The sequence below is a fragment of the Synechocystis sp. PCC 6714 genome, assembly GCF_000478825.2.
Taxonomy (GTDB): Bacteria; Cyanobacteriota; Cyanobacteriia; order Cyanobacteriales; family Microcystaceae; genus Synechocystis.
On record NZ_CP007542.1, the window covers coordinates 218,517 to 245,418 of the forward strand.

Annotated in this window: 23 protein-coding genes and 1 pseudogene; 14 read left to right on the plus strand and 10 right to left on the minus strand. The window is 46.4% G+C overall.

Going from position 1 to position 26,902, the window contains the following annotated elements; genetic code table 11:
* Window positions 1–48 precede the first annotated feature (48 nt).
* Window positions 49–1,548, minus strand: a complete 1,500-nt coding sequence (locus D082_RS01030; RefSeq protein WP_028946789.1) for a phospholipid carrier-dependent glycosyltransferase — start codon at window positions 1,546–1,548, stop codon at window positions 49–51.
* A gap of 266 nt (window positions 1,549–1,814) precedes the next feature.
* Here D082_RS01030 and D082_RS18470 point away from each other — a divergent pair, with 266 nt between their 5' ends.
* Window positions 1,815–1,961 (plus strand): hypothetical protein, encoded by a 147-nt coding sequence (locus D082_RS18470; RefSeq protein WP_158506479.1) that lies wholly within the window; start codon window positions 1,815–1,817, stop codon window positions 1,959–1,961.
* Between the two features lie 533 nt (window positions 1,962–2,494).
* On the opposite strand, the gene D082_RS01035 is transcribed toward D082_RS18470, so the two are convergent.
* The 3 genes and pseudogenes from D082_RS01035 to D082_RS18860 all read right to left on the minus strand — a co-directional run.
* The gene (locus D082_RS01035; protein WP_028946788.1) at window positions 2,495–2,677 is read right to left on the minus strand and encodes a hypothetical protein; all 183 of its coding nucleotides are present in this window, start codon (window positions 2,675–2,677) and stop codon (window positions 2,495–2,497) included.
* Entirely contained in the window at window positions 2,668–4,077 is a 1,410-nt protein-coding gene (locus D082_RS01040; protein WP_238546781.1) for a hypothetical protein, read from the minus strand. The genes D082_RS01035 and D082_RS01040 overlap by 10 nt, the downstream gene beginning before the upstream one ends.
* Before the next feature lie 103 nt (window positions 4,078–4,180).
* Window positions 4,181–4,841: pseudogene (locus D082_RS18860) on the minus strand (transposase); the annotation flags it as partial.
* A gap of 155 nt (window positions 4,842–4,996) precedes the next feature.
* Between D082_RS18860 and D082_RS01050 the strand changes: the two are divergent.
* The gene (locus D082_RS01050) at window positions 4,997–5,581 is read left to right on the plus strand and encodes an HD domain-containing protein (protein WP_028946785.1); all 585 of its coding nucleotides are present in this window, start codon (window positions 4,997–4,999) and stop codon (window positions 5,579–5,581) included.
* A gap of 132 nt (window positions 5,582–5,713) precedes the next feature.
* Here the strand turns inward: D082_RS01050 and D082_RS01055 are convergent, their stop codons facing one another.
* The 3 genes from D082_RS01055 to D082_RS01060 all read right to left on the minus strand — a co-directional run bounded on the left by D082_RS01055 (window position 5,714) and on the right by D082_RS01060 (window position 8,164).
* Entirely contained in the window at window positions 5,714–6,502 is a 789-nt protein-coding gene (locus D082_RS01055) for an ABC-2 family transporter protein (protein ID WP_028946784.1), read from the minus strand.
* Between the two features lie 63 nt (window positions 6,503–6,565).
* The gene (locus D082_RS18715; protein WP_193386673.1) at window positions 6,566–6,742 is read right to left on the minus strand and encodes a hypothetical protein; all 177 of its coding nucleotides are present in this window, start codon (window positions 6,740–6,742) and stop codon (window positions 6,566–6,568) included.
* A 30-nt stretch (window positions 6,743–6,772) separates the two neighbouring features.
* A complete protein-coding gene (locus D082_RS01060) occupies window positions 6,773–8,164 on the minus strand; it encodes a DUF2330 domain-containing protein (RefSeq protein ID WP_028946783.1) in 1,392 nt (463 codons plus the stop codon).
* A gap of 219 nt (window positions 8,165–8,383) precedes the next feature.
* On the opposite strand from D082_RS01060, the gene D082_RS01065 reads away from it, so the two are divergent.
* The 9 genes from D082_RS01065 to D082_RS01105 all read left to right on the plus strand — a co-directional run bounded on the left by D082_RS01065 (window position 8,384) and on the right by D082_RS01105 (window position 17,434).
* Window positions 8,384–8,851 (plus strand): hypothetical protein, encoded by a 468-nt coding sequence (locus D082_RS01065; protein ID WP_028946782.1) that lies wholly within the window; start codon window positions 8,384–8,386, stop codon window positions 8,849–8,851.
* Window positions 8,852–8,998: 147 nt separating this feature from the next.
* On the plus strand, window positions 8,999–10,540 hold the full coding sequence (locus D082_RS01070) for a sodium:solute symporter (RefSeq protein WP_028946781.1): 1,542 nt from the start codon (window positions 8,999–9,001) through the stop codon (window positions 10,538–10,540).
* A gap of 39 nt (window positions 10,541–10,579) precedes the next feature.
* A complete protein-coding gene (locus tag D082_RS01075; protein WP_028946780.1) occupies window positions 10,580–11,227 on the plus strand; it encodes a hypothetical protein in 648 nt (215 codons plus the stop codon).
* A gap of 35 nt (window positions 11,228–11,262) precedes the next feature.
* Window positions 11,263–12,744 (plus strand): cobyric acid synthase CobQ, encoded by a 1,482-nt coding sequence (gene cobQ / locus D082_RS01080; protein ID WP_028946779.1) that lies wholly within the window; start codon window positions 11,263–11,265, stop codon window positions 12,742–12,744.
* A gap of 132 nt (window positions 12,745–12,876) precedes the next feature.
* A complete protein-coding gene (locus D082_RS01085) occupies window positions 12,877–13,131 on the plus strand; it encodes a 2TM domain-containing protein (RefSeq protein WP_028946778.1) in 255 nt (84 codons plus the stop codon).
* 41 nt (window positions 13,132–13,172) lie between these two features.
* Window positions 13,173–14,882 (plus strand): urease subunit alpha, encoded by a 1,710-nt coding sequence (gene ureC, locus D082_RS01090; protein WP_028946777.1) that lies wholly within the window; start codon window positions 13,173–13,175, stop codon window positions 14,880–14,882.
* A gap of 113 nt (window positions 14,883–14,995) precedes the next feature.
* Window positions 14,996–15,331 carry a hypothetical protein gene (locus D082_RS01095; RefSeq protein WP_028946776.1) on the plus strand — a complete coding sequence of 112 codons (336 nt, stop codon included), beginning with the start codon at window positions 14,996–14,998 and terminating at the stop codon, window positions 15,329–15,331.
* 45 nt (window positions 15,332–15,376) lie between these two features.
* A complete protein-coding gene (locus tag D082_RS01100) occupies window positions 15,377–16,153 on the plus strand; it encodes an HAD family hydrolase (protein WP_028946775.1) in 777 nt (258 codons plus the stop codon).
* 78 nt (window positions 16,154–16,231) lie between these two features.
* Window positions 16,232–17,434 carry a class I SAM-dependent methyltransferase gene (locus D082_RS01105; protein WP_028946774.1) on the plus strand — a complete coding sequence of 401 codons (1,203 nt, stop codon included), beginning with the start codon at window positions 16,232–16,234 and terminating at the stop codon, window positions 17,432–17,434.
* A gap of 211 nt (window positions 17,435–17,645) precedes the next feature.
* Here the strand turns inward: D082_RS01105 and pcrA are convergent, their stop codons facing one another.
* Both pcrA and D082_RS01115 read right to left on the minus strand, forming a co-directional pair.
* On the minus strand, window positions 17,646–20,036 hold the full coding sequence (gene pcrA, locus D082_RS01110; RefSeq protein WP_202963096.1) for a DNA helicase PcrA: 2,391 nt from the start codon (window positions 20,034–20,036) through the stop codon (window positions 17,646–17,648).
* Between the two features lie 149 nt (window positions 20,037–20,185).
* The gene (locus tag D082_RS01115) at window positions 20,186–20,707 is read right to left on the minus strand and encodes a bifunctional nuclease family protein (RefSeq protein ID WP_028946772.1); all 522 of its coding nucleotides are present in this window, start codon (window positions 20,705–20,707) and stop codon (window positions 20,186–20,188) included.
* A gap of 168 nt (window positions 20,708–20,875) precedes the next feature.
* On the opposite strand from D082_RS01115, the gene D082_RS01120 reads away from it, so the two are divergent.
* Together D082_RS01120 and D082_RS01125 are read left to right on the plus strand one after the other, a co-directional pair.
* Complete coding sequence (locus tag D082_RS01120; protein ID WP_028946771.1) at window positions 20,876–21,799, plus strand: TIGR01777 family oxidoreductase; 924 nt, start codon at window positions 20,876–20,878, stop codon at window positions 21,797–21,799.
* A gap of 230 nt (window positions 21,800–22,029) precedes the next feature.
* Window positions 22,030–23,256: an ABC transporter ATP-binding protein gene (locus D082_RS01125; RefSeq protein ID WP_028946770.1), complete on the plus strand. Its 1,227-nt coding sequence runs from the start codon at window positions 22,030–22,032 to the stop codon at window positions 23,254–23,256.
* 587 nt (window positions 23,257–23,843) lie between these two features.
* Here D082_RS01125 and D082_RS01130 read toward each other — a convergent pair.
* Window positions 23,844–25,334, minus strand: coding sequence for a hypothetical protein (locus D082_RS01130; protein WP_028946769.1), 1,491 nt, complete (start codon window positions 25,332–25,334; stop codon window positions 23,844–23,846).
* A gap of 205 nt (window positions 25,335–25,539) precedes the next feature.
* Here D082_RS01130 and D082_RS01135 point away from each other — a divergent pair, with 205 nt between their 5' ends.
* The gene (locus tag D082_RS01135) at window positions 25,540–26,658 is read left to right on the plus strand and encodes an META domain-containing protein (RefSeq protein WP_238546782.1); all 1,119 of its coding nucleotides are present in this window, start codon (window positions 25,540–25,542) and stop codon (window positions 26,656–26,658) included.
* The last annotated feature ends 244 nt before the right edge of the window (window positions 26,659–26,902 follow it).

Below are 26,902 nucleotides of genomic sequence, written 5' to 3' on the forward strand. Positions count from 1 at the left end.
AACAGTATAAAAATATTTTTGGCACATCCGCGCGGTGTGCCTTTTTTATTATTTATAAAATCCTTTTCTTTCACAATTAACACACCGTAAATCCCACAAAGGAAAAATCATGCGTTGGCGGAACTGTTCATCATTTAAAGGTTGGTAATAGGTTAATGGACCGTAAAAACGATAAGAGACCAAAATCGCCGCTGATAATACAGCTAGAATTAGAATTTTATATCTAGTAGTTAATAGCAAATTTCCTATTTGCCTTGCTTCTTCTACCAAAATAGCAAACAAGCAAAAACTAAATAGCAGTGCCGGGAAGTAGTGATATAAATACATAACCCTTCCCAATTGGCTAATGATAACCATATAACTCCAGTAAAGAAGCAAAAAAGTAGCAACTAGGAATCTATTTTTAAGCGGCTCCCGTAAAGGAAAAAAGATATAAACAAAAATTAATGCCGTTGTTCCCAACACTCCACTGAGTCCCAAAAACCAGATCACTGGATTAGCTTGTAGGTATAGGTATTTGTAGAAAATACCATCAGCGGTTTCCCAGCGATAATTAATTGCTCTAGCTCCCAGCGGCCAAAACAAACTTGGACTACCATTTTCATCCGGCTTACTTAAATCTAATTTAGGCACCCCTTTTTGATAATTTTTTACATGATTAAAATGCTCCTGAATTCTGAGGGGAAATGACCAAATTTCACTTTGTCTATTACCATCAATCAATTCCGCGTACTCTGTAGAAATATTAAAATAACCGCCATTATCTAAACTTGGATTAACATTTTTAGTAATGGAAAAATGAATCTGCCAAACCATGATAAACGTCAGGATAAAACCAATTAAAAACAGTCCCAATGATAAAGTTATTTTAGGCCAATCAGGAAATAACTTGGAAAATAAAAGTGGAATTAATAATAAAATAATTAGACCAGTTACCTTTGTGGTCGCCACCAAACCAACACTAATTCCTAAGCCAATTGAAGCAATAGCTAAGCGCTCACTATGTTTTTTGTTTTTTAAAGCCAGCAGAAAAAAGAGGATTGAAAGGCCAATAAATAACATCAATGGAGCATCTAGCATTGCCGCCCGAAAATGGACAATCATTGCATTGTCAAATAAAATTAGAAAGCTCAGCAAAAAAGCAATGATATTATTACCCACCAAGTTCAGGGCAATATAAAAGAATATTATCGGCAATAACCAAGCACAAATTGTTGGTACCAAACGATAACCAGCAAAGGAAAAATCAGCGGGAAAATCCTTCGCATAATAAACATCATTAAATTGATTAAATAAATTATTAGGATGAACCAATGATTCTCCTAATGCAATCAACATTGGCCCCAGTGGAGGATGCTCATACATAAAAAAAGTATGATTTAGATATTTCTGAGCCGCAGGAATATGATAATTTTCGTCCCAAAAAACTGCCTGAGGATTATTATACTTATGAAAGTAAGTATAATAAGAAATAATCAATATAGTAATAGCAAGTAAAATATTTTGAACCCTTCGTCCACCTAATTTTTCATAAATTTGTACTTTCATAATTTAGTAACCTATAAAGATTCTTAATTAGATTTATGGCCATTATCTCAGAACTATATCCAAGCAATTTGCCTTTTTTCTTGCCCATCTTTTCTGAACTATTTCAGTTCTACCATTTATGACTATTACTATTTTTTGCGACCTGAATTGAGATAATATATGGTAATTTAGATTTGATTAGGGTAATCAAATTGACAATGGCGATTAAATTTAAGTTTGGTTGTTTAGAATAGTCATAGAGTGATTAAGTAATGAGGAGGTAATTCATGATTCAATCCATTGAAGCAATCATTGATTCGGAAGGCAATGTCTACTTACTAGAGCCAGTTAAACTTGCTAACTCAAAAAAGGCGATCGTCACTATTCTTGAAGAGAATGTAATGGACTCTATTCTGGAAACAGCGCTGAGCTGAGGAGGAGCAAACAAGAATTAGGTCAGCAGAACAAGAAGCTCGCCAAACTCCAATGGGAACTCGATACCGCATTGTACTCCACTAAATATCAACTCGAACCCAACGATTTCCACCACCAACAATTAAGGGATATCCTTGCCTCGCCCCAATAATACTAAAATACTCCTTAATATTCTTAATATGCCCCAGCGTTTTACCTTTGGACGTACCTCTGATTCTAGGTAGAAATTCCAAAACGCTAATTTTACCAATTGTTTACCGTATCTCCAAACTTCTTAAACACGCTTTAACACTGTACTTTCTGGCGAAGGACAATCAATAAAGAGTAATTATGTCACTGTAGTTCAAATAATGATTCGATTGAACAAATTATTTGTCTGTCTTGCTTGGGAGGAACATTGAACAGAATAGATAAACATTCACTCCAACCAACATCTGGGATTGATTTACTGGCCCTACTTTTAGCCAAACTTTTTACATTCAAATCCTCAAAACCAATCAAATTATACTTATTGACCAATTTAATTACAGTTTTATGGTGGGAGTTTTTGCAACTCTTCTCGGCGACTATAGACTAAACCAAAACTACTTCTAAGATTGATAGCATCTGAGACACTGAGATTTTGAACAATGCCAATTAAGTCGCCATCCACCAAAATACCCAAGACATTCGGTAGTCCTTGAGAACTTTTTATCTCTTGTAATTTTAGTTCCATTTCAACTGATAAATGGAATTGGTATCGCGATCTGAAATATATAGTTCGCGAGATTTATTGGGATTAAATGCCAGCCCTGAAATACTTTTAAGCTTTGACTGATATTTCCATTGCAATTTTGCAGTTTTCAAATCGAAAGCAGCAATCCACCCAGAGTTGTAGTCGGCAACGAAAAGAGATTTGCCATCGCTAGCAAGTCCCGAAGGCTTGTCCAGCCAACTTTCTGAAATAAAAGTTTCTTGCGGGACATCGTAAACGTAAGAATATTCTGCAAGAACTTCCATAGGGGCAATCCAAGCTTGGCCAAGTTCCGCTATCTTAGCAAGGTCTCCATGGGTTTTTATCCAGTTACTAATAGCCCCTGGTTCATCTCCATCCATTGAGACACCTTTAACATCTTCCCAGCTAATTACTCCGGTGCCAACTTGTCCTTTATCGTATTGATCTGACCAGCTTTTGACAACGATTTGGATATTTCCTGCTGTAGTGGCTATTCTCTGAACTTTACCCATACCAGTATTGGAAAAGTAGAGCCAGCCATCTAGCACCAACATTCCGCTAGGTATATCTTTGTCACGCTTGAAATCAATTTCTGGGTAACGCCAAACAATGCCATCCCCATGAAAACCATTACCCTCCTGGTGATCCCGGTTAAAGTCGTAGCGCATTAGATGTCCATTACCCAAGCACTGCCCATTGCTATCTCGACTACCACAGCCATCTAGCAGGAAATAGGCATTATCCTTGTCATGGGCAATTCCCATGGCTAGCGGACTTTCGTGCAACATATCTAAGTGGCTCCCTTCACGTGGCCAGTGACATTGCTGAACGCTAGAATTCCAATAAGTTAGGGGACATCCTTGGGACAGGGTCAAATCGCGGTCTGGATCGTGTCCGTTCCCGGGTTGAGGCCAATCTTCTAGATATTTCTTACTTTGTCCGGCTAAAGCATAGGTGGTTGCCGAGAACAAAGTAGGCCCCATGAAATGGTTGTTAACAAAATTTTTATTTCGCTCAGGATTTTTGATGAAATTCATCCCCCGTAATTCGTTGATCGAGTCATTTGAGACTGCGAACGTGTCATCATAACCAAATGCAATACCAGTTGGTTTGGCTAGAAAATGCTCGGCGTAGGCATCAGTTTTAACCGATACTTCTAGGTTAGACTCTCCAACATTTGTTAAAGTTGCGATTGAGTCATTGCCATGATTGACCACCCACAGTTGGTTGGATTGATTAGGTCTAAATGCCATTCCTGCAGGCTCAGATAATTTGTCTTCTAGAGGAATCTTTGAAAGCGTCATCTTCGGCTGTGCAGACAATTGCTGTAGTCCGCTCACCATTCCCAAAAGTAGGAATAGTGACACTATAAGAATTTGGACAAAACGAAGTTGCTTCATGAATATCTTGTGCATAAGAATATATGTAACTACTCAGGTCAAACAGAACTAAACAAAAAAAGATCTACCAGAGAGTGCTCTAGATTTTGTGTAAAGAGAAAAATTAAAGTGAAAAGCGTTCAGGAAAAGGAATAGCAAAATGGGAAGCGGCGGCTCGCCAATCCCGGATGGGACGTTGCCATTTCTTAGGGATACACTTCATTGCTAAATACAATAGCTTAAAAACGTAATCTTCATCCGGAAAAACAGCTTTTGTTTTAATAATTTTGCAAAAAGAGTGATTTAAGGACTCAATCGCATTGGTAGTGTAGATAACGCGACGAATCTCCATGGGATAGCCAAAAATCGGGATGAAATGCTCCCAATGAGGTAACCATATTTGGCTAATGGTGGGGTAAAGCTCATCCGATTTCTGAGAAAAAGCATCCAGAGCGGTTGCGGCTTCCTCCATAGTGGCAGCCTGATAAATCGGCTTTAAATCCGCTGCCACAGCCTTTTTATTCTGATTTATTCTGACCGAGCACATGATCAAAGTAATTACACACTAAATGGACAATGGATAGTTGGACTCGGGTCTTAGGACAAATTACCCTAATTGCCTGGAGAAAGCCGGTCAAGCTATCGCAACAGGGAATAAGGATATCCTTAAGTTTTTAATTCTTCATTTTTGTTAGGATACGCAGCCTGAATTTAGCACCCTCGGCTTCCCCAATCCAAAAACCCGGTAATTGTTTGTCTCTCTCCTGGTTAACGTTTAATAGAATAACTGTGGGATAGATCTGATGGAAATTCATTTTCACAGCAGAGTTAGTAAGCGGCTAACCAACAGGAAATCTTTGGGGTGTCCCAACGAATCTCACTGCATACCTTTTAAGATTGCTGGGAGAGGACGTTAATCAGATTGGCATTGATAAGCTTTATGAATTCATCAAATCCTATTTCCCTTACGTCCCGTTTTGGTGATGCCCTCGTCCTGGCTAACCAATTGCATGCCCATCAATTTCGTAAAGGCTCCCCAGTTCCCTACATCAGCCATTTACTAGGGGTAACGGCCTTGGTGCTAGAGATGGGAGGTAATGAAGACGAGGCGATCGCCGCTCTGCTCCATGATGCAGTGGAGGATCAAGGCGGGATGGAGACTTTGGCCATAATTGAGAGTAAGTTTGGTCAGACAGTGGCCGCCCTGGTTATGGCCTGTTCCGATAGCACTACGATGCCCAAACCCCCTTGGGAACAGCGCAAACAAAAACATCTCCAAAAAATGCGTCAGGTCTGTCTCTCGGTGCTGAAAATTTCCCTAGCGGATACTCTCCATAATGCCCGCACCATTGAGATAGATTTGCGTCGCCATGGGGAGGAAATTTGGCAAAAATTCAATCGGGGTAAATCTGGCATTGTCTGGTATTACCAATCTCTCTGGGACATTTACCAAGACCGTAATCCCAATGCCTGGTCTAATGAATTGATTGAGATCATCGACGATTGGCGTTATGGCAAGCTTTGAAAATCTTGGGCGAACAGCCATAGTCCACGTACTCTTGCGTTTTGCTTTGCACCATTGGGCCAAGCTTAAGTCCATAGTTGATTAATACTAATTATCCCGATTGTTTCCGATCAAGATGGCGATCGCCAAAATTTAAGCTCCCATGCCGGAATATTGTTTTAAACCCTGACGCCAAAGCCAACGGTTGAGCAGGGCAAATATACCAGTCCAAACACCGATAATTAATAAACTCTTGAAAAAAGGTAAAGGTAAACCCACCAAAGCGGCGGCGGGAAAATAAACCCCGTAGGGAAAAGGGGTTAGTAAAACAATTTGCCTTACTGTTTCGGGAAAGGTCTCTAGGGGAGCAATAACACCGGAGAGAAAAATATAGAACAAAAACCAAAGATCCTGGAGAGCGCTGGCCCGTTCCGTCCAAAAGGCACAGAGGGCGAAGGTGTACTGGATTAAAAAATAGAGGGTAAAGGAACAGACAATGCCAATTAGCCCTTGGAGAAAATGCCAGGGCTCTGGTAGCCAAAAGGCTTCAGGATAGAGGGAGAAAAAGAGAATGGTCAAAATAGCCACAATAGGCAGGCGGGTCATTTTTTCGGCCCAGTGGCGGGCAATGTGATGCCACACCGGATCTAGGGGTTGCAGTAAACGGAAGGATAAAACCCCTTCCAACACTTCCTTTTCAAATTCCCAAATTACCCAGATGGTGGTCAACTGACGTACTACGAACACAGCAAAAAAGTACCTGGCTACCTGGATAGCGTCAAGGGTAAAGTCTCCACTCTCCGCCGCTTTCACCCAGACCCCCATCAATATTAGAGGCAAGGAACCGGACAAAATCCAAAAGAAAATTTCTGCCCGGTACTCCACCATTTGAGCAAAGTAAACGCTCAACAGTACCCGCAGTTTGTGGGGAAAATGACCCATAAAGTTTTAGTCAAATACAACTCGTCCATCATTCCCAGCAAAGGTTTGAGGCGAGTTTTCACTTTAACCTGCTTCTTCTTCGACGGGAAAGGGTAACACCGGCAGGCGATCGCCTCGGAACACCTCTTCGGAAAGTTTACCCAGGGCCTCACTGCGTTGACCAAGGCAACGGGCCAAACCTAGAGCTGAAAGAACGGGCAAGATGGTGGCACTTAAAATGACACTGGTCAAGGAATCCATGGTGATCAAGATGTAGAAATTATTTCAACTTTAGCGGGGCCAGAGTTTGCGCCACCAGGGAATAGAATCCCGGGGGCCTTCCAGATAGCTAATTTTGTCCTCAATTTCCCCCAGGGGCCAACCGGTCAAGTTGGCGAGGGTTTTCGCTTCTTCCCGTTGGCGTTTTTGCACCGTTTGACGATAGGTGTTGGCGGCGGTGCAATTCATTTCCCCCCGATAGGGACGCCGCAGGACATAACGCCCTTGGAACAATTCCTGGTTAGCGGTGTTTTGAAAACGTAAATCCTCCGGGAATTTGTCAGGAGTGTAGCGCAAATGTAAACGGGTGATGAACACATTGCTATTGCCAGGGAAAGGCATACCCCGGAAGGAAGGATTGGGGCTCGCACTGGGTTGGTCTAACCAAAATACTCCGGCTTCTTGCAGTTCTTGGGGGGAAAGGGGGTCCGCCGAACAGGGATCACAACTGCCCATGTCCCAGGCATATTCCAGAAAAGCAACATTTTTACCGGAACGTTGGTAGGCGGTGTCGAACATCGCGCCATAGAACTGGCCAAATTTCCCCTGGACAAATTCGGGTAACTCCAGATTGGAGGGAATTTTTTCGGTGCGATAGTTAGTAACTTCTACTGCTCCCCGGGGAGATAACAGATAAACAATTAATTCCTGGGGACCATCTGCATTGACCATGCCTAAACGGATGGGGAGCATAAACCGCGGGGATTCATAAGCCATCATCAGCGGCCTCAAGGCTTGAAATCCTTGGCGATCGAATTCTTTCAGGTTAACCTTAGCGACAAAAAACTTTAGCCCTTGTTTGATATATGCTCCTAGCACATCGGTGGCCCCAGGGGGAATGCGGTAATTATTTTGGTTTAACCAAGTTTCTAGGCCATTGGACTCCTTGGCACTGAGGATGAGAATGTCATATTCCCCCACGGAAAACTGATTTTCGATGGTTACCCCCAGCGCTTCATTGCTCATTTTTTCTTGCAATCCCCGGGTCATGCTGGGGGCCGCTGGCATTGCATCCATAAATTGACGGCCACCGTAGGTTTCACAGGGATTATCGTCAAAATATTCCACCAAACGGGGAGCACTAAAATTATCTAAACGCTCAATTATTTTTCTTTCTGCCACATTGACCTGGTCTTCCTGTAAGACCACCGGCACCGGCACTACGAGGGCAAAATCCTGCACGTCCCCTTGGTAATCGTTGGCCATGGTCAGCACAGTTCGATCGCCATCTTTGGCGATAATCACCTGGGATGCATGGTTATAAAGACTGGTGTCCGCCTGGGCGACGTAAAAGCCACAGAATGCTAGGGCCGGGGGAGTGGATAACAGTAAACCGAGGAAAAAACAGACCAGAATGGGTACCGGACGGAAGTAGGCAAACATTTTCCGGATGGCTTCGTGCACTAGTTTGGCCCCACTAAATCAAACCTGAATAAATCAGCAAACACAAGCTATTGCCTGCAATATAGTCTGCATTATCGGCGATCGCCATCGGCAAATTAATAAAACTTTGTTAATTTTTGGATCATCATGCCATTGGGGGAAGTTCAGTCTTTGGATAGATTGTTAAGTTAGATAGGAATGGCTGAGCCATTCACCTACTCCTCCCACCTATCCAAAATTATGTTACTTTTCCTACTTCCAGGCAGCGGCGATCGCCTGGCAAAATTTTCCGCCGCAGCTTTAAGTTTCCTCTTTTTAGGATTGGGCAATTTAATAACACCATTGGCTGTGGCTGCCCAGAATAGTCCCCTACGGCAAGGTATTCATTTCTACGGCGAGTCTGCCCAACCAGGGGTAGTGGGACAGGAATATTTTATTTTTCAGGTGCGGGGTGACCAGATTAGGGGAGCTTTCTTTGCCTACCATTCTGAGTTTGCTTGCACCCATGGCACCATCTCTGCCCAAGCGTTGGATTTGGTGGTGGAAGATCCCTATGGCGAACAACCCCCCAGCCGTTTTGCCCTGAACCTAGTCCCCCAATCACCGGTGGCCCGCAGCGGCAACAACATTGACCTAACGTTGCAGGGACTAGAGGAAATTAAAACCATTGGCGCAACGGAACAGGACATTTTGGCGGCATGTTTGTAGCTAAAACCAATTAAACTCCCTCCTCTTGCCGAAAAAGACAAACTTTTTTGCCTCCCTTCCCTGTGGTTGGGATCAATCTGACGGTGCTCTACGTCCCAAAACCTGTAGGGTGGAATATTGCCACATTGCCAAGGAGTTTGATTTTTCATGGCTATGATTGACTGGGCCATTGTGCTGGCCTATTCGGCGATCGTTATTGTCATTGGGGCGATCGCCAGTCGAAAACAGGATAACACTGATGAATATTTCCGGGGTGCTAAACAAATTCCCTGGTGGGCCCTAGGTTTTTCCATCATTGCCACCTCTTTTTCCGCCGCTTCCCTGTTGGGGGGCCCTGGGGAGGGTTATGGCCACGGCTTCTTATATTTGCAATTGCAATTGGGGGATCTGATTGGCTATGGCCTGGTAATTGTCGTCTTTTTGCCATTTTTTGTCCGGCTCAACCTCACCACGGCCTACGAATATCTGGAAAAACGTTTCGATGCCAAAACCCGTTCCCTGGGTTCCCTCTGTTTCCTCCTCTTCGTCATTGCCCGCTTAGGGGGGTTATTGTACGCTGCGGCCCTGGTGTTATCGATTCTCACCGGCATTAGTACGAATACCGCTATTTTGATGGTGGGGGTGGTTTCCATCATTTACACCGTTGCCGGGGGCATCACCGCGGTAGTTTGGACAGACGTGTTGCAATTTGGCATGATTTTTGTCGGCTTGGGGGCCGGCATTTGGGCCGCTGTCACCGCTGTGCCAGGGGGATTTGGGGAACTGTGGCGCATTGCTGGGGAAAACGGCAAGTTGGTGGTGTTTAATTTCGACTGGGATCCCGCTTCCATTCGTTCTCTGCCCACAGCTTTGATTGCCTATGGCATTTTGGCTTTTGCGGTGGCGGGGACTAACCAGCAGTCTGTCCAGCGCTATGTCTCCTGTGCCGATGAGCCATCTGCCCGCAAAGCTATTTTTTTGGGTTGGTTTTCCGGGGTTTTGGGGGTAGGAGCCACTCTGCTGCTGGGGATTTTATTATTCAGCTTTTACCAGTTGCAGGGGGGTCTACCGGAGGAGATTAAGCCCGATGAAATTCTTTCCTATTTCATTGTCAACCAAGTACCCCCAGGGGCATCGGGTTTTCTGGTGGCGGCTATTTTTGCGGCGGCCATGTCTTCCATTGATTCGGCTTTGCACTCTTTGGCCACTTGCATGACGGTGGATTTTTACGACCGTTACATCAATGTCCAAGCCAGTGAAATGCGCTCAGTCCGGGTGGCCCAGGGGTTAATTATTGTCTGGGGCGTAGTAGCAATCTTTTCTGCCATTTACGCCGCTTCCACCGGGCAGGATCTACTAGAATTTTTGGTGTCCTATACCACTATGTTTTTGGGCCCCCTCTTGGGAATTTTTCTGATGGGGGTATTGTTTCCGCGCATTAATGCCCTGGGCGCTTTTTACGGCACCGTGGCGGCGGTTTTACTGGTAATTGTAGCTTCCAATGCAGGTTGGCTTACTTTCCCTGGCATTTGGCGATCGGCGGTCACTGCTCCCCTAGCTGTTCTCCTAGGCTTGGTTATTTCTCTGTTTGCCAGTGCTCCAAACCCTAAGCATTTATTTGGTTTAACCATTTGGCATCCGGTGATGGACGCTCCGGTAACCAGTACCACAACCAAGCCAGGATCCGAAGACCAGGATTTAGAGGTTTAAACTAACTGTTTAAGTTTTGTTAAATTGAAAGGCTTTTCTATGAAATACTTACCATTTGTTGCCACGGTGATCACGGCTGTTGTCGGGGAAGTCATCCTGTTTCCATCCCAGGTTATGGCCCAATCCCCCAACCAAAATTTGCGGAGTTTTTTTGAAACGGGCCGCCCCCAATCCCAGGACACTCTTCGGTTCCAACGTCCCCCCAGCGGTGTGCCCCCTATCCGCAGCAATGCTAACAATTGGCAGTTAATTGTTTTCAGTCAGGGCAATGTTTCTTTTTGGATGCCCCCAGGAATTTTGGCCCAGGATAACGTTACCATTCCAACTGCGGCGGGGAATTTAAATTTTCAAACCCTAACTAGCACCGATGATCAGTACCGTTATGTGGCAGCCTACGCCACCGGCTTAACTCCCCAACAAATCAGTGATCCTATGGTTTTGTTTACGGCGATGCGAGCCAGGGTAGCCCCCGAGGAAACTTTTTCCCTAATGAATGAGCGTCCGGTTAGTTTAGGTAACTATCAAGGCTCGGAATTTACCTTTGAAAGTGATGTGGAAAGGGTAACTTTTCGTACCTATTTAGTGGGAGATAAAATCTATGCCATGGGGGTTATACAGCCACTGAACAGTACTAGAGATAACGCCAGCCGTGCTTTTCTCAATGCATTGCAGCTCATTGATGGTTAGAGAATGTGTATGACCCACACAGGGGCCACAGACCGATGAAAGCAATTATGGTGGTGGGTACCACATCCCACGCAGGTAAATCATTTTTGACCACCGCTTTGTGTCGCCTGCTCCACCGTCGAGGCCATCGGGTAACGCCTTTCAAAGGTCAGAATATGGCCCTTAATGCCTTTGTTACTGTGGATGGATGGGAAATGGGCCATGCCCAAGCAGTGCAGGCCTGGGCCGCCCAAACGGTTCCCCAAGTGACAATGAATCCCATTCTGCTCAAGCCCCAGGGGGATATGACTTCCCAGGTAATCATGTTGGGCCAAGTGGTAGGCATAACCCGGGCCCAGGAATATTATCAGCACTACTTTAACCGGGGTTGGCAGGCGATCGCCGACTCGTTGGAGACCCTAGGGCAGCAATTTGATGTAGTGGTGTGCGAAGGGGCCGGCAGTCCAGCGGAAATTAACCTCAAACACCGGGATCTAACTAATATGCGGGTGGCCAAGCATCTCCAAGCGGCCACCATTCTGATTGCCGACATCGACCGGGGTGGCGTCTTTGCCCATGTCGTGGGCACGTTGCAACTATTGGAACCCGAAGAAAGGGCTTTGATTAAAGGCATTGTCATCAACAAATTTCGGGGCCAGCGTTCCCTGTTGGACAGCGGTGTTAGTTGGCTGGAGGAATATACGGGCATTCCCGTATTGGGAGTGATTCCCTATGGGCAAAATCTTTTCTCTGCGGAAGATTCCCTTGATTTACTAGAAAGAAGTCGTCGTCCCAGCCAAGGGGATATTCGCATAGTGGTGCTCCGCTTGCCCCGCATTGCCAACTTCACTGATTTTGAACCCTTGGAAGTAGAAACCGGTGTTTATGTCGATTATCTCCCCCTGGAAAAAAATCTTGGTCAGCCCGATGTAGTTATCATTCCCGGCACCAAAACTACGATCGCCGATCTGCAAGCCTTACAACACAGTGGCATGGGGGCGCAAATTAAGGCCTACGCCCAAGCCGGGGGCATGGTAATGGGCATTTGTGGCGGTTACCAAATTTTGGGGCACACCATTAGCGATCCGGAGGCAGTGGAAGGCGATATCGGCAGTTACCCTGGTTTGGGACTCTTACCCATAGAAACTTTAATTACCTCCCCAAAAATTACCCGTCAATGTGTGACAACAGCCCATTTTCCCCAATGGGGTTTACCCATTACAGGTTATGAAATACACCAAGGCCGCAGTCAATGGTTAGGCCCAAGCCAAGATTTCCTGGCCATGTTTGACCAAGAAGATTTGGGCATGGTCAATCAAGCACAAAACCTTTGGGGATGCTACCTCCACGGCTTATTTGATAACGGTGCCTGGCGGCGGAGTTGGCTAAATAATGTACGCCAGAGAAAGGGTTTAGAGCCATTAACAACTCACATTGGCAACTATCAGCAACAACGGGAAGAGATGTTAGATTCATTGGCGGATTTTGTCGAAACCCATGTCAACCTCGATCCCATTTTTGGGCTTCTTCGGACATGATTTTGCTAGAAAAAATCTGCTCCCATTATCCCCATTGAAATACAGCAAATTATATTATCTTGGCAATTGAATGCCGGCGGGATTGCTTTTCTCCGTTAAAATTGGGGCTAGTGAAATTTTGTCTAGTAATCTATGCCCCCCCGTTGGCCCCGTAAACCCGACCGTAATGATCCCTCCTTTCGTCGTTTGGACGACCGCATGAACTTCGCTGTCCACGTGGCCATTTTCTTAGCTATCAATTCCGGTTTGTGGTTTTTCCACAATTTAAACCGGGCCGAATGGCCTTGGTTAACCCCCCTTTCCGCCATTTGGTTAGGGGTTTTGCTTATGCATCTGTTGTATATTGCCTTCATTGCCGATTATTCCCCTTCCACCAGTAAGAGTTAGACAATTTAACCCCCTCAGCATTAACAAAGGAAATTATTGCCATGAGCTATCGGATGGACCGCCACAGCTACGCCCACACCTTTGGCCCGACGGTGGGGGATAAAGTCCGGTTAGCCGATACAGAATTATTTATCGAGGTGGAACAGGACTATACCACCTATGGTGATGAGGTCAAGTTTGGCGGCGGTAAGGTGGTGCGGGATGGCATGGGACAATCTCCCTTAAGCCGGGCGGAGGGGGCGGTGGATGTGGTAATTACCAACGCCCTAATTCTCGATTGGTGGGGCATCGTCAAAGCCGATGTGGGCATTAAAGATGGGCGCATCTGTGCCATTGGCAAAGCGGGAAATCCCCATATTCAAGACAAGGTTTCCATCATCATTGGCCCCAGCACCGAGGCGATCGCTGGAGAGGGCATGATCCTAACAGCGGGAGGCATTGACGCCCATGTGCATTTTATTTGCCCCCAGCAAATTGAAACGGCCATAGCTTCGGGGATTACCACCCTAGTGGGGGGGGGCACTGGGCCAACGACGGGCACCAATGCCACCACTTGTACTCCCGGGGCATGGAATATTCACCGTATGTTACAGGCGGCCGATGCTTTCCCCGTTAACCTCGGTTTTTTGGGTAAAGGCAATGGCAGTCAGCCAGCGGCCTTAGCAGAACAAATCAGGGCCGGGGCGATCGGTCTCAAACTCCATGAGGATTGGGGCACCACCCCGGCAACCATCGATACCTGTTTGAGCGTAGCGGAAGATTATGACGTTCAAGTGGCGATCCACACCGACACCCTCAATGAAGCAGGGTTTGTGGAAACCACCATTGCCGCCCTGAAAAATCGTGTCATTCACACCTACCACACCGAAGGGGCCGGTGGTGGCCACGCGCCGGACATCATCAAAATTTGTGGAGAGTTGAACGTCCTTCCCTCCTCCACCAATCCCACCCGGCCCTACACGGTCAATACCCTGGAAGAACACCTAGACATGTTGATGCATTGTCACCACCTCGATCCCGATATTGCAGAAGATGTGGCCTTTGCTGAATCCCGTATCCGGAGGGAAACCATTGCGGCGGAAGATATTTTGCACGATTTGGGAGCTTTCAGCATTATTTCCTCCGATTCCCAAGCCATGGGGCGGGTGGGGGAAGTGGTCTGTCGCACCTGGCAAACGGCCCACAAAATGAAGGTGCAACGGGGCTCTCTAATTGGTGAAAGGGGAAATAACGATAATCTCCGGGCTAAGCGGTACGTGGCCAAGTACACCATCAACCCTGCCATTACCCACGGCATTGCTGAGGAAATTGGTTCGGTGGAAGTGGGCAAATTGGCAGACCTGTGCCTTTGGAATCCAGCCTTTTTTGGAGTTAAACCGGAATTAGTCATTAAGGGGGGCATGGTGGCCTACGCCCAGATGGGGGATGCCAATGCTAGTATTCCCTCCCCTCAGCCGGTGCATATGCAACCCATGTTTGCCAGTTATGGCGGGGCGATCGCCGCTACGAGTGTCACCTTTGTGTCCCAGAAAGCGGCCAAAAAAGATATTGGGGAAAGGTTGGGACTGCAAAAACCAGTGGTGGCGGTGAAAAATATTCGTCAGTTAACGAAACGGGATTTAAAACTAAACGATTATTTGCCCCACATTGAGGTGGATCCGGAAACCTACGAGGTGCGGGCCGATGGGGAATTACTCACCTGTGAACCGGCCATAGTGCTACCCATGGCCCAACGCTATTTTCTGTTTTAGCCAAACTTTCAAACTTATCTTTTGGCGATCGGGCAATCTGCTAGGATGGCTGTGAATTGCCCACCTTTGCCCAATGTTGCCTCAACGTTTGTAAACTAAAGTGTCCTGAAGCCATGGCCGTTGAACCCATTCCCCCCATCACCTTGCCCCCAATCCAAGATCCCGCTCAAGAAGGAACTTGGTTGAAGGAGGGACTACAACAGTGGTTGAACCAGGAGTTTATCCCGGAAAGGATTAACGACACCATTGCAGAACGGGCGGCCCAAATTTTTGTACGCCAAAGGTTGGAAGGGGAAAATGATCTTGGTTCCCTGGTGATTGCCATTGTGACAGAAATGCAGGCTTTTGATTTTCGGGAAAGTTTTTTTAGCGAATTTGCCGTGGCCAACGCCGTCAGTGATCTAATTTTGGCGAGTTTGGGTTACGAAACCTGTTGTGGCCAGTCTTAAAGTAGTACAAGCTTAGGTGATCGCTACTTGTTTGTAGGAGTTAATTTGGTCAGCATCACCGTTCAAGGCAAAACCTTTACCCATATCCAAGCCCTCATTTTCGATAAGGACGGTACCCTAGAGAATTCCAAAGTGTATCTGGAAAAACTCACCGTGGCTCGGTTAGCGTTATTGGAGCAAGAAATACCAAAACCCAATTTTGGCGATCGCCTGGCGGGGGCCTTTGGTTTTGACCGTAGCAATGAACAATTGGATCCGGGGGGATTGATGGCGGTGGGCAGTCGCCGGGATAACATTATTGCCGCCGCTAGCTACATTGCCGAACAGGGCTATGGCTGGTTTGAAAGTTTAGATATGGCCAATAGTTGTTTTGATGAGGCCGACCGCCAAATTATTGCCAATGGCGACACCTGTCCCATGTTCCCCGGGGTGGAAAAAAGTCTTCAATTTTGGCAAAGCCAAGGGGTCAAAGTTGCTATCCTTTCCGCTGCCCGCCAATGGAGTGTGGAACGATTTATTCGTGATCATAAATTGGAAAGTCTGGTGGATGTGGCCAAGGGTTCTGACCAGGGATTAAGTAAGCCCGATCCAGCTCTGTACCTTTTAACTTGCCAGGAATTGAACGTTACACCAGAGCAAACCCTAATGATTGGGGATGCCCAGGGGGATATCACCATGGCCAAGGGGGCCGGGGCCCAGGGGGCGATCGCCATTCATTGGCCCGGCTACGCCATGGGGAACCTGTTAGGGGCCGATGCCACTATCACCAATTTGCAAGAAATTCGGCCCCAAGTCTTGATTAGCTCAATTCCTTCCCCCTAGCTTGAGCCAAAACGACAAACGTGGGAAGATAGCCCTGTCTTGCCCATAGACCTGGTTTTTATTTTTTGGTTAGCCCCTATGCAGTGCCGTGTTTGCGATTCTACCCGTCTGGATTTGGCGATCGATTTGGGAGAACAACCCTGGTGCAACCATTTTCTCACCCCGGCGGAAGTAGGCCAGGAACCCTACTATCCCCTGAGAGTGTTATATTGCCAGGACTGCGGCACCGTGCAGTTGGACTATACCGTTAAAAAAGAAATTATGTTCGGGGACCACACCTATCTATCCGGTGTGACCAAATCCCTCAGTGATCACTTTGCCAAAGTGGCCCAGGAGGTGGACGAACGCTTTTTTGCCGATACCCCTGGAAAATCAGTGCTGGACATTGGTTCCAACGACGGTACCCAGTTAAAGCATTTCCAAGCCCTGGGCTATGACGTGTTGGGGGTAGAGTCCTCCAAAACCACCGCCAAAATTGCCAATGATGCCGGCGTTCCCACCCTCAATGATTTTTTCAATCTTGATGTGGTAGAAAAGTTGGGGCGTAAGTTTTCTGCCATTAATGCGGCGGGGGTATTTTTCCATCTGGAAGAACTCCATTCCGTCACGGAAGGAATCCGGGAAGCGTTGGCGGAAGACGGAGTGTTTGTGGTGCAGTTTCTTTATATGAAACGCATTGTGGAAAACCTGGCTTTTGACCAGATTTACCATGAGCATTTGTTGTACTATAATCTCCAAACCATTGAAGTGCTGCTCAATCGCCATGGGCTATCCATGTTCGACGCTTACTTGGCCCCCATTCACGGTGGTTCCATTGTCGGTTTTGTCACCCACCAGGGCAAACGGCAACCTACGGAACGTTTACAGGCAATGCGTCAAGCGGAGATCGATGAAAAAAGTAATGATTACCAAACCTATCTTGATTTTGCCCAACGCATTGAAACTATGAAGGCGGAAAACCTTGCCTATTTGGACCAAGCCAAGCAGGCGGGTAAAACCATTTGGGGCTTTGGCGCTCCGGTGAAAGGGAATACATTGCTCAATTATTTTGGCATTGGTACTCAATATTTAGACTATTTGGTGGAAAAAAATGAGTTACGGCGGGGATTAGTTTCCCCGGGCATGCACATTCCCCTACTAATTGAAAAAGAGCTGACCAGTTTACCGGACATCTACTACGTCCTAGCATGGAACTTCAAAAGGGAAATTTTGGCCAATAACCAACATTTAATCGACCAAGGAGTGGAATTTTTCTTCCCCGTTAACCCCTCTGATGCGTAATTTTATGCCATGGGTTGAGATATTGGGCGGGACTGTCGGATCTCAACTGCCCCAGGAAGATTCAGGGCAATTTCTTCAGCCTATGGCGCACACCTACCCCGATTATTATAGTCATTTCAAATAATTTCGAGACTGCTTAAGTCTTTATTGATAAGCTTTTCGATGAATTTGACTGCCTCAGTCTTACTAGAAACGACTATATCAAGCATATTTAAGGACGCTGGAGGGGAGCAAAACTAGGGTCAATGATTTTTACTCCGATGCCGGGGAATTTGATCCCTAAATTGCCTTTGTGGCCCTTGCCTAAGATGTGGGTCACCACCCCTTCACCAAAATTTTTGTGTATTACCCGATCGCCAACGTTCCAGACCAGACTTGAAGCGGGCGGGGGTGCCTTAGTCGACTGGGAACCAGCCTTGTTCCGGGCTTGTTTTTGGGCAATGGAAGGTCCCCTAGGGTCAGACTGGAATTTACTGGAGGAAGTTTTGCGACCCATGGAGCCATCGGCAAGTAAGTCCGGCGGTAATTCCTGTAGGAATTGGGAGGGGATTTTAGTTTCCAAAGACCCCCAGACATAACGCATGCGGGCATAGGTTAAAAAGAGATTTTCCTGGGCCCGGGTAATGCCCACGTAACATAAACGGCGTTCCTCCTCCAGATCTAAAGGATCATTTAAACTGCGGGCGTGGGGACAAGTGCCCTGTTCTAAACCCACCAAAAATACCACCGGAAATTCCAAACCTTTGGCGGAGTGGAGGGTCATGAGGGAAACTTCATCCCCGGATTCCTCGAGATCATCAAGGTCAGAGGTGAGGGATGCTGAAGCCAAAAATTCCACTAGGCTGGGGTCCTCACTTTCCGCTTCAAACTGTCGTACCGCATTGTCCAATTCCCCCAGATTCGCTAGACGGTTATCCGCTTCTTCGGTACCTTTTTGTTTCAAATCTTCCACATAGTTAGACTTTTCCAACACCAAATTGAGGGCTTCCGATGCGGAAAGGTCGCCAATCTGACCTTGGATCTCCTGGAGCATGCGGGCAAATTGGAGGGTTTTCTTGGCCGATCGCCCGGCTAGGGTATTCACAGAGGTTTCATCGGTGATAATTTCCCACAGGGGAATGTCTAACTCCTTGGAGGCATTAACAAAACCTTCAATGGTGGATTTGCCGATGCCCCGCCGGGGAGTATTGATAATACGTAAAAGACTAACGGTATCCGCGGGATTAACCAACACCCGGAGGTAAGCAATGGCATCCTTAATTTCCTGGCGATCGTAAAAGCGAAAACCACCGACAATGTTGTAGCGAATATTATTATTTAATAACTGTTCCTCAAAGGCACGGGATTGGGCATTGGTGCGATACAAAATGGCAAAATCACCAAAACTTAATTCGGGATTATTTTTCTTTAGGGTCAGAATTTTATTAATCACAAAACGAGACTCATCCCTTTCGTCATCCGCTTGGTAAAGAATAATGTCATCCCCGCCGCTCCGGGTTGGTTTTAGGACCTTGTCGATCCGTTGGCTATTATGCTCAATTAAATGGTTCGCTGCCTCTAGGATATTTTCCCGGGAACGGTAATTTTCCTCCAGTTTGACCATGGTGGCCGTTTCCCCATCCCCCAGGCGATCGCCAAAATCCTCTTGGAAATTGAGCAAAATGGTAAAGTCTGCCATCCGGAAGCTGTAAATGGACTGGTCCGCATCCCCTACAACAAAAGTGGAACGCCCCCGCCAATCCCACTCCGACCGTCGGTCTTCTCCGTTGGTGCTGAGCAAACGAATTAGATCATACTGGATACGGTTGGTATCTTGATATTCATCCACCAAAATATGATTAAATTTTCGGTGCCAGTAGCCTAAAATGCTCTCATTTTGTTGAAATAAACGGGTCGGCACAAGGATTAAATCATCAAAATCTAGGGCATTATTGGCCGCCAATTGATTTTGGTAAGCCTGGTAAACTTCGGCAATAACTCTACCTTTATAACTGTGATTTTCCCGTAGATAGTCACTCGGAGACTGGCCAAGGTTTTTGGCATTGCTCACCTGGTAACGGATACTTTTAGGGTTGAATTGCTTTTCGTCCAAATCCATATCCTTAGTAACAATGGTCTTGAACAAACTTTGCACGTCATTTTCATCAAAAATAGAAAATTTTTTCGTCCAAGTACGACCACTTTCGTCCCGATATTTATCAATGTCATAGCGGAGAATGCGGGAACAGAGACTGTGGAAAGTGCCGATCCACAAAGGTTTAGTAACTTTTTTATATACTTTGGAAAGCAATTGTTTTTGTTCGTATTCCCCCAGTAATTCCCACCGTTGGTTAAACTCCTGTTGGGCCCAAGCCTGGGCAAAAATTTTCTCCAAGCGTTCTTTCATTTCTTTGGCGGCCTTATTGGTGAAGGTTACCGCCAAAATATTTTCTGGATTGATATGATGCTGGCGAATTAGATGGGCAATGCGGTAGGTTAAGGCCCTAGTTTTCCCTGACCCGGCCCCGGCCACCACTAAAAGGGGGCCACAAAAGTGCTCCACTGCCCGCCGTTGGGAAGGGTTGAGGTGGGCGAGGTAGTCAGGGACAACAGTCATGGGCAAACACAAGCTAAATTTCTAGTCAACAATTAAGTTTAACAATCAACCTAGAAAAATTATTTCTTTACTACCCCTGGTTTCCATTGCTTCCTGTTGTTAGAGCCAAGTAACAACTTGCCTAACGGAAATATCACTCAAAAGTACTAACGAGTTTAACTATCGGATTCTGCTTCAAAGCTGTCGGAACTGAGGCGAGCCTGCTTAATTAAAGTCTCTGGACTAACATTGTCAAGAAAATCACGGAAAGCTTGTCTTTCCTCCTCGTCCGCATCCCGGTCCACCGGAATGGAAGCATCGGCCAACACTTCTTCCATCACCCAAATGGGACTGTCCATCCTCAAGGCGAGGGAAATGGCATCACTGGGACGACAATCAATTTCTTTAACTTGATCCCCCTGGGCACAGGACAACACAGCATAAAAGGTATTGTCTTGCAGGGAATGGATGATAATTTTTTTTAGTTCCACTTCCCAGGCGGTGAGCAAATTCACCATTAAATCGTGGGTAAGGGGACGGCTCGGTTTTTGATTTTCTATGGCCGCAATGATTGACCGGGCTTGGTCTTGGCTGATGTAGATGGGCAAGGCCCGCCGTTCAGATCCATCCTTGAGCAATACGATGGGACTGCGACTCACCGCATCGAGGGCAATGCCAGCTACTCTCATCTCAATCATTGGGTAGATCCTCTGGGGAACATTGACAATACAATGCAGGCTTTCATTTTAACCCACTCCTTCTCCCCCCAGGATTTTGACGCTGGGTTGGTCAGTGCGGGCAGTTCCCCCTAAGATGGGAAAGATTGGCGGTGGCCCATTACCCCTGGTGTTAGGAGGTGTACATTAATGAAAATTATTTTGACTGGAGCGACGGGTTTTGTGGGGCGTGCTTTGGTGCCCATGCTACATCAACAGGGCCATGGGCTAACTTTATTGGTGCGGAGTGTGGCCAAGGCCCAACGGCTATTTCCCCCCTCAAGCTTTCCCAACCTAACGGCGATCGCCTATGAAGCGACTAAAACCGGAGACTGGCAAAAGGCCGTTGATGGCCAAGATGCGGTGATTAATTTAGCGGGGGAACCCATTTCGGAACGGTGGACGGAGAGTTATAAAACAGCGATTTTTGACAGTAGAAAACTGGGTACGGAAAAGTTGGTGGAGGCGATCGCCAAAGCGGAACGGAAGCCCCAGGTAATGATTTCCGGGTCAGCCATTGGTTACTACGGCACCAGCGAGACAGAGACTTTTGCTGAAAATAGTACTGCCGGGGATGATTTTCTGGCGGAGGTTTGTCAGGCGTGGGAAAATGCTGCCCAGCAAGTAGAGAAATTGGGGATTAGGTTAGTAATTTTTCGCATTGGTATTGTGCTGGGGGCCGATGGGGGAGCATTGGGCAAAATGTTGCCACCATTCAAACTCTTTGCCGGCGGGCCTTTGGGCAGTGGAGAGCAGTGGTTTTCCTGGATTGATCGCCGGGACTTAATTGCTTTGATAGATAAGGCTTTAACGGACTCAACTTTACGAGGAGCATACAATGCCACTGCGCCTAATCCAGTCAAAATGAAGGATTTTTGCCACACCTTGGGCAAAGTGTTAGCCCGTCCTTCCTGGTTGCCGGTGCCGGATATTGCGTTGGAATTATTGCTGGGGGAAGGGGCTAAATTAGTACTGGAAGGTCAACGGGTTCTGCCGGAGGCGATCGCCAAAACCAGGTTTCAATTCCAGGCTCCAGATTTAGAAACCAGTTTGCGGCAAACTTTGGGGAGTTAAATTCAAGTCTATTTTGGGAACTTCGGTTTTTTGTCCCCCACCCCCGAAACTTGGGGAAAGTTTTCAGCCTATTAAAGTTCAAAGTCCTCCAGAATTGGGGGATTTAAAGGGCAATGCTCAAAACTGTGGGTTTCGAGTTACACGGAGTTTAGCAGATCAATTTTAATCCCAAGAATAGCCCCGGTGAAGATGCTAGGATGCCTTGATGTACATTGATTTCGGTTTCCGCTGTGGCCCAGGTAATTGTCGAAAATCTCTACAAAAGTTTCCCCACCCAAGGCAAAAATAAAGCTAAAGACGGCGGAACAGTGAATGTGCTTAAGGCCATTAACCTGGAAGTTGCCGACGGGGAGTTTATGGTTCTGGTGGGGCCGTCCGGTTGTGGCAAAAGTACTCTCCTCCGGTTAATTGCGGGGCTGGAAACCGTTACGGGGGGACAGATTTACATTGGCGATCGCCGGGTGAACGATTTACCGCCCAAGGCCCGGGACATTGCCATGGTGTTCCAGAACTATGCCCTCTATCCCCACCTAAGTGTTTACGACAACATTGCCTTTGGTTTACGGCGCATGCCCGATCGGGAAAATAGTCAAACTGAGGATAAATTACCCCGTTGGGTAGGGGACAGTTTGCGGGGAATCACCAAACCCTTACCAAAATCTTTGCACTACCTTTCTACCCAGGAAAAACTTCTGGGACAACGGGTCAACCAAGTGGCCCAACAATTGCAAATTGACCATTTGCTAGACCGACTGCCCAAACAATTATCCGGTGGCCAAAAGCAACGGGTGGCCCTCGGTCGGGCGATCGCCAGGAATCCCCAGGTTTTTTTAATGGATGAACCCCTGTCCAACCTGGATGCGAAGCTAAGGGCGGAAACCCGCAGTCAGATTGTGCAAATTCAGCGACAACTGGGCATTACCACCATTTACGTCACCCACGACCAAACCGAAGCCATGACCATGGGCGATCGCATCGCGGTGCTCAACCAAGGGGTAATACAACAAATTGCTTCCCCGTTAACCCTGTATAACCAACCGGCGAACCGTTTTGTGGCCGAATTTATTGGTTCCCCGCCGATGAACTTTTTTACCCTCAAAGTAGTTTCCGCTAACCTGTTGCAACATCCGGCCTTTGCCCTCAATTTGCCAGAATCCTGGCAGGGTTTAGTGGCCCCCTACGTCGGTCGTTCCTTAATTTTAGGAGTACGGCCAGAAAGTTTTACCCCCAGCACCGAAGGCTCCGAAGCATTTCCCATCAAGGTAAATTTGGTAGAAGCCCTTGGGAACGATACTTTCATCTATGCCCATTTAGTTACCGAACCGGAACTGACCCTCCAGGCCCGCATTGCCCCCGATCATCCACTCCAGGTTGGAGAACAACTCTGGTTGGCGATCAACCCCCACAAAATCCATCTTTTTGACGCTAAAACCGAGCAGGCAATCAATCAACGTTGACCAAGAAAAAAGAAATACAAGTCCCGTCATTTCTGGCGGTTGGAGCCTGTCAATGAGCTGGAGGATGGGCAAGGGCAATAACTTTCAATTACTTGTATTCTCGCATTATTTAATATAGTCAATTCAAATAAGATTGAGATGATAAAAGTCTTTACCAAAGACGCTTTTAGCTCTAGTCGGTGTCTTACTTTCAATTAAATCAACTATATTTTAGATTGAGCAGTTGATGTTATTGACGGCCGATCAAAACTCAAAACATTGTGGGCATGTAGTGCCTTACCGTTGCAGAGACACACAATGGAAATACGCGATGCCGGAGTATAGTCGATCAAAGTAAGATTAAGACGACTAAAGCCTTTACCAAAGAGCCTTTTAGCTCCGGTCAGTGTCTTACTTTCAATTAAATCAACTATAATTGGCAAAAAAGTTTTCCGCCAAGGTACCCGAAATTTTCAAGGCCATATCTCGGTCAGGGGTGAGCATCTCAATCTTGATATTTGAATTAGGTATCGGAAACGGAAGGCTGCCCATTGGATGTCTGCATAATGCACCACAATAGATTCTCGTCATCGCCGGCTTCCTCAATACTAACTAGCTGTGTTTCCTAAAATGAGTTCAATATCAGCCTCAGAAAGTTTTTGCAGATAATTAATTTTAAACTCTTCAAGAAAATCAATTAATAATTCCTCGATGTCCTCTAGATAATGTTGTTGATTAAGTTCTAAATTGAGTTCAGTTGTAAGCTTAGTCAACAAATTTTCCCACAGTCGATCAAATTCCGTATCCTTTTCCAAGAAGCTCTGTAAAATAATCAGTGTACGTTGGTAAAAAATTGCGATCATATTAGCCATCATTTCCCGTTGCATATTCTTAACCCCAGGCAAATTTTGCAATTGACTGTAGCCATAAATTTGATCTAGGGAAGACTGCATGTTATACAGCATAAAATCCTGAACTTCTGGCTCCACTTCCGGCAACACTTTCTGCAACAAGACCTGGGAAATAATTCTAATAATTTCCACTAATTCGTTACGATTATTAATGTTAATATATTGGGTAGTTTTCGCTCGGTCTAAAAGTTTTCGCAGAGCTCCCTCCCTGACTAATTGCTGCATTTGCTCCACTAGCCGCACTACGATCACTTCTGTCATATCTTCGGCAATAATAGCCACAAAGCCCTGGGTAGCTTGTCCCTTGACTTTATTTAAATCCATTAATTTGGCTTTATCTAGCCTTACGGTTAGGGGAATAATACGCAACCAACGGAAAAATGGTAAAAACAAAAAGAAATCATACCAACGCCATAGCATGGCATCAACCCAACTGACCCCCCGGTAACGCAGACTAATTAAGCGGGTGCGGCCCAAAAAATCTACCAGAAAAATAACAAAGAAAGGAAAGTCAATTAAACCAAAATTATCAATGGGCTGGCCATTTTCGCCGATTTCACGAAAATAATTGGTGGCCATCAGCGGTCTAATCTCCCGGTCAAAAAAGAGCAGTTGGCTAGTTAAACCATTTTTTAAGAGATACTCCTTAGACCAAAAAGTCTCAAACGATTGGGTGGCAGAGGCATCGGTGGAACCAAAAACATGAACCCGCATACGATTTTTAATCCGCTCAAATGTGCCGGTTTTGTTGGCAATCTGAAAGGGATTTTCCACAATCATTTGGGCACTTTCTTGACGTAGTTCGTCTAAAATATTGTCGATTTCTTCTGCCTGTTGTATGTTGCCGGAGCCATCGAGGGCTTGCTCATCTAGTTTATTGTTTAGCTTATCTACTAATTCTAAATAGGCAGTGGTGGAACGGTAGGGTTCAATGCCCTTAACCCAATCGTAATAAGGAGTAATGTCGAACGGAAAAATCCGCACTGGTTGCTTGGGGAATGCCCGCTGGAAGGGGCCAACCTTGATAGATAGCTGCATCGTCCCCTGTAACCAAAAATCCCTAAGGGGAATATAGGTCAAGTCAAATAGGACTAGGCCATAGTTAGCCAGCAAAATTAAAGCTAGTATACGTTCATACCAAAGGGGTACTGCGAGGCGTTTTTTTGATCGATCAAAGGGACGGGGCATGGGCAAAAATGACTGAATGCTTCAACAAAGACCGTTAACCAGGATTTAACTGCCGGGAAAACAGTTGGGGAACTGTTCCGCCCCAATTCTAGGCAAAAATTGTCAATGGTAAAATTAGGGTATGTAGATATGTTCTTTTCCAGTTAATTGCAAAACTGTCATCATGCGCTTGAACTTTTCTCGGACTTTGTTTTTTGCTGCCATTATGGGCGGATTGGCATTGGCCCCTGTGGGTAAGACCCAACTTTTTTTCCCCATCAATTCTGTTCAGGCCATGGAAACAGCTACGCCCCAACAACTCCAGGATACTACTTGGTATATTAGCGACTGGCCTAGCTCTCCAGTGCCGGGCAGTGCTCCCATTACGTTGCAATTCATCGGCGATCGCCTGAGTGGGACGGGGGGCTGTAACAATTTTAACGGTAGCTACACCGGTGATGGCGGCAGTTTAACCATTGGCCCAGCTTTGGCCACAACTAGAAAAGCCTGCGCGGAAGAGGTTATGGCCCAAGAACAAAAGTTTTTACAACTGCTCAGCCAGGTTACAGCCTACAACATTGGCAACAATGGACAACTGACACTAACTTACCTTGGGGATGGCAAAGAGGGCACTATTACTTTTATTCCCGCCAGTCAGTACAGCGTTCTCCACAACACCCAATGGCAACTGGTGACCATGGCCGGTGTGGAACCTCTTACCAACGAAGCCACAGCAAGAATGCCCCAGCTTGAGTTCCTTGGCGATCGCCTGGCGGGCACAGGGGGCTGTAATCGGTTGATGGGGCAATTCACCATTGATGGAGAAATTTTGACCGTAGATGACCGCATGGCTTCCACCATGATGGCCTGCTCCGAACCTTTAATGGAACAGGAACAGCAATTTATCCAAGCCTTAGTTAATGCCCAGAAATATGAAATTTTGACTAGCGGAGAATTGGTCATTGAGTATCTCAATGATGGAGAAACGAAGCAGTTAGTTTTTAAAGCTCTAACGGTGGACGGGTCAACCCAGGAAAACAAGAACGATCAAGATGTTTCTTCCTACGGGCAATCTGGACAAACGGACGGGGTGGAAAAAATTATTTTTGTTGCCCCTGCCAAAGTTGCTTGTACCGGCGTTGCCCCGATGGAATGCTTACAGATCAAAGAAGGGAACCCTGACCAGAGTTGGAAATTCCATTATGGTTCCATCGTTGGTTTTGAGTATGAACCAGGCTATTACTATCAACTTCGGGTTCTAGAAACTACAGTGCCCAATCCCCCCGCAGACGCCAGTGCTAAAACCTGGACTTTGGTAGCGGTGGAGAGCAAAAATCCCCAGTAATTTAAGAATTAAGCAAATAGTTTATGGGGATGGCAACCAAGTCAGTCCATGTGGAAGGCAAACCACACTGACCAAACGAGGATTCCGACAAAGAGAACTGTTCCCAACACAAAGGCGGCATTATGGAGGCTGTTGGTGTCGATGAGCGTCATACAATCAAGGAGGTGTTAGGGTTTAGGGCCTTTGGCGCCGATTAAATCCGTTAACCTTTAACCATGGAGGCAAAGCAACAAGCCCTCCAAGT

Excerpts from the sequence above, each read along its gene's own strand:
- D082_RS01030 (WP_028946789.1), bottom strand. The coding sequence starts at position 1,548 with ATGAAAGTACAAATTTATGAAAAATTAGGTGGACGAAGGGTTCAAAAT.
- D082_RS18470 (WP_158506479.1), top strand. The coding sequence starts at position 1,815 with ATGATTCAATCCATTGAAGCAATCATTGATTCGGAAGGCAATGTCTAC.
- D082_RS01035 (WP_028946788.1), bottom strand. The coding sequence starts at position 2,677 with ATGGAACTAAAATTACAAGAGATAAAAAGTTCTCAAGGACTACCGAAT.
- D082_RS01040 (WP_238546781.1), bottom strand. The coding sequence starts at position 4,077 with ATGAAGCAACTTCGTTTTGTCCAAATTCTTATAGTGTCACTATTCCTA.
- D082_RS01050 (WP_028946785.1), top strand. The coding sequence starts at position 4,997 with ATGAATTCATCAAATCCTATTTCCCTTACGTCCCGTTTTGGTGATGCC.
- D082_RS01055 (WP_028946784.1), bottom strand. The coding sequence starts at position 6,502 with ATGGGTCATTTTCCCCACAAACTGCGGGTACTGTTGAGCGTTTACTTT.
- D082_RS18715 (WP_193386673.1), bottom strand. The coding sequence starts at position 6,742 with ATGGATTCCTTGACCAGTGTCATTTTAAGTGCCACCATCTTGCCCGTT.
- D082_RS01065 (WP_028946782.1), top strand. The coding sequence starts at position 8,384 with ATGTTACTTTTCCTACTTCCAGGCAGCGGCGATCGCCTGGCAAAATTT.
- D082_RS01070 (WP_028946781.1), top strand. The coding sequence starts at position 8,999 with ATGGCTATGATTGACTGGGCCATTGTGCTGGCCTATTCGGCGATCGTT.
- D082_RS01075 (WP_028946780.1), top strand. The coding sequence starts at position 10,580 with ATGAAATACTTACCATTTGTTGCCACGGTGATCACGGCTGTTGTCGGG.
- cobQ (WP_028946779.1), top strand. The coding sequence starts at position 11,263 with ATGAAAGCAATTATGGTGGTGGGTACCACATCCCACGCAGGTAAATCA.
- D082_RS01085 (WP_028946778.1), top strand. The coding sequence starts at position 12,877 with ATGCCCCCCCGTTGGCCCCGTAAACCCGACCGTAATGATCCCTCCTTT.
- ureC (WP_028946777.1), top strand. The coding sequence starts at position 13,173 with ATGAGCTATCGGATGGACCGCCACAGCTACGCCCACACCTTTGGCCCG.
- D082_RS01095 (WP_028946776.1), top strand. The coding sequence starts at position 14,996 with ATGGCCGTTGAACCCATTCCCCCCATCACCTTGCCCCCAATCCAAGAT.
- D082_RS01105 (WP_028946774.1), top strand. The coding sequence starts at position 16,232 with ATGCAGTGCCGTGTTTGCGATTCTACCCGTCTGGATTTGGCGATCGAT.
- D082_RS01115 (WP_028946772.1), bottom strand. The coding sequence starts at position 20,707 with ATGATTGAGATGAGAGTAGCTGGCATTGCCCTCGATGCGGTGAGTCGC.
- D082_RS01120 (WP_028946771.1), top strand. The coding sequence starts at position 20,876 with ATGAAAATTATTTTGACTGGAGCGACGGGTTTTGTGGGGCGTGCTTTG.
- D082_RS01130 (WP_028946769.1), bottom strand. The coding sequence starts at position 25,334 with ATGCCCCGTCCCTTTGATCGATCAAAAAAACGCCTCGCAGTACCCCTT.
- D082_RS01135 (WP_238546782.1), top strand. The coding sequence starts at position 25,540 with ATGGGCGGATTGGCATTGGCCCCTGTGGGTAAGACCCAACTTTTTTTC.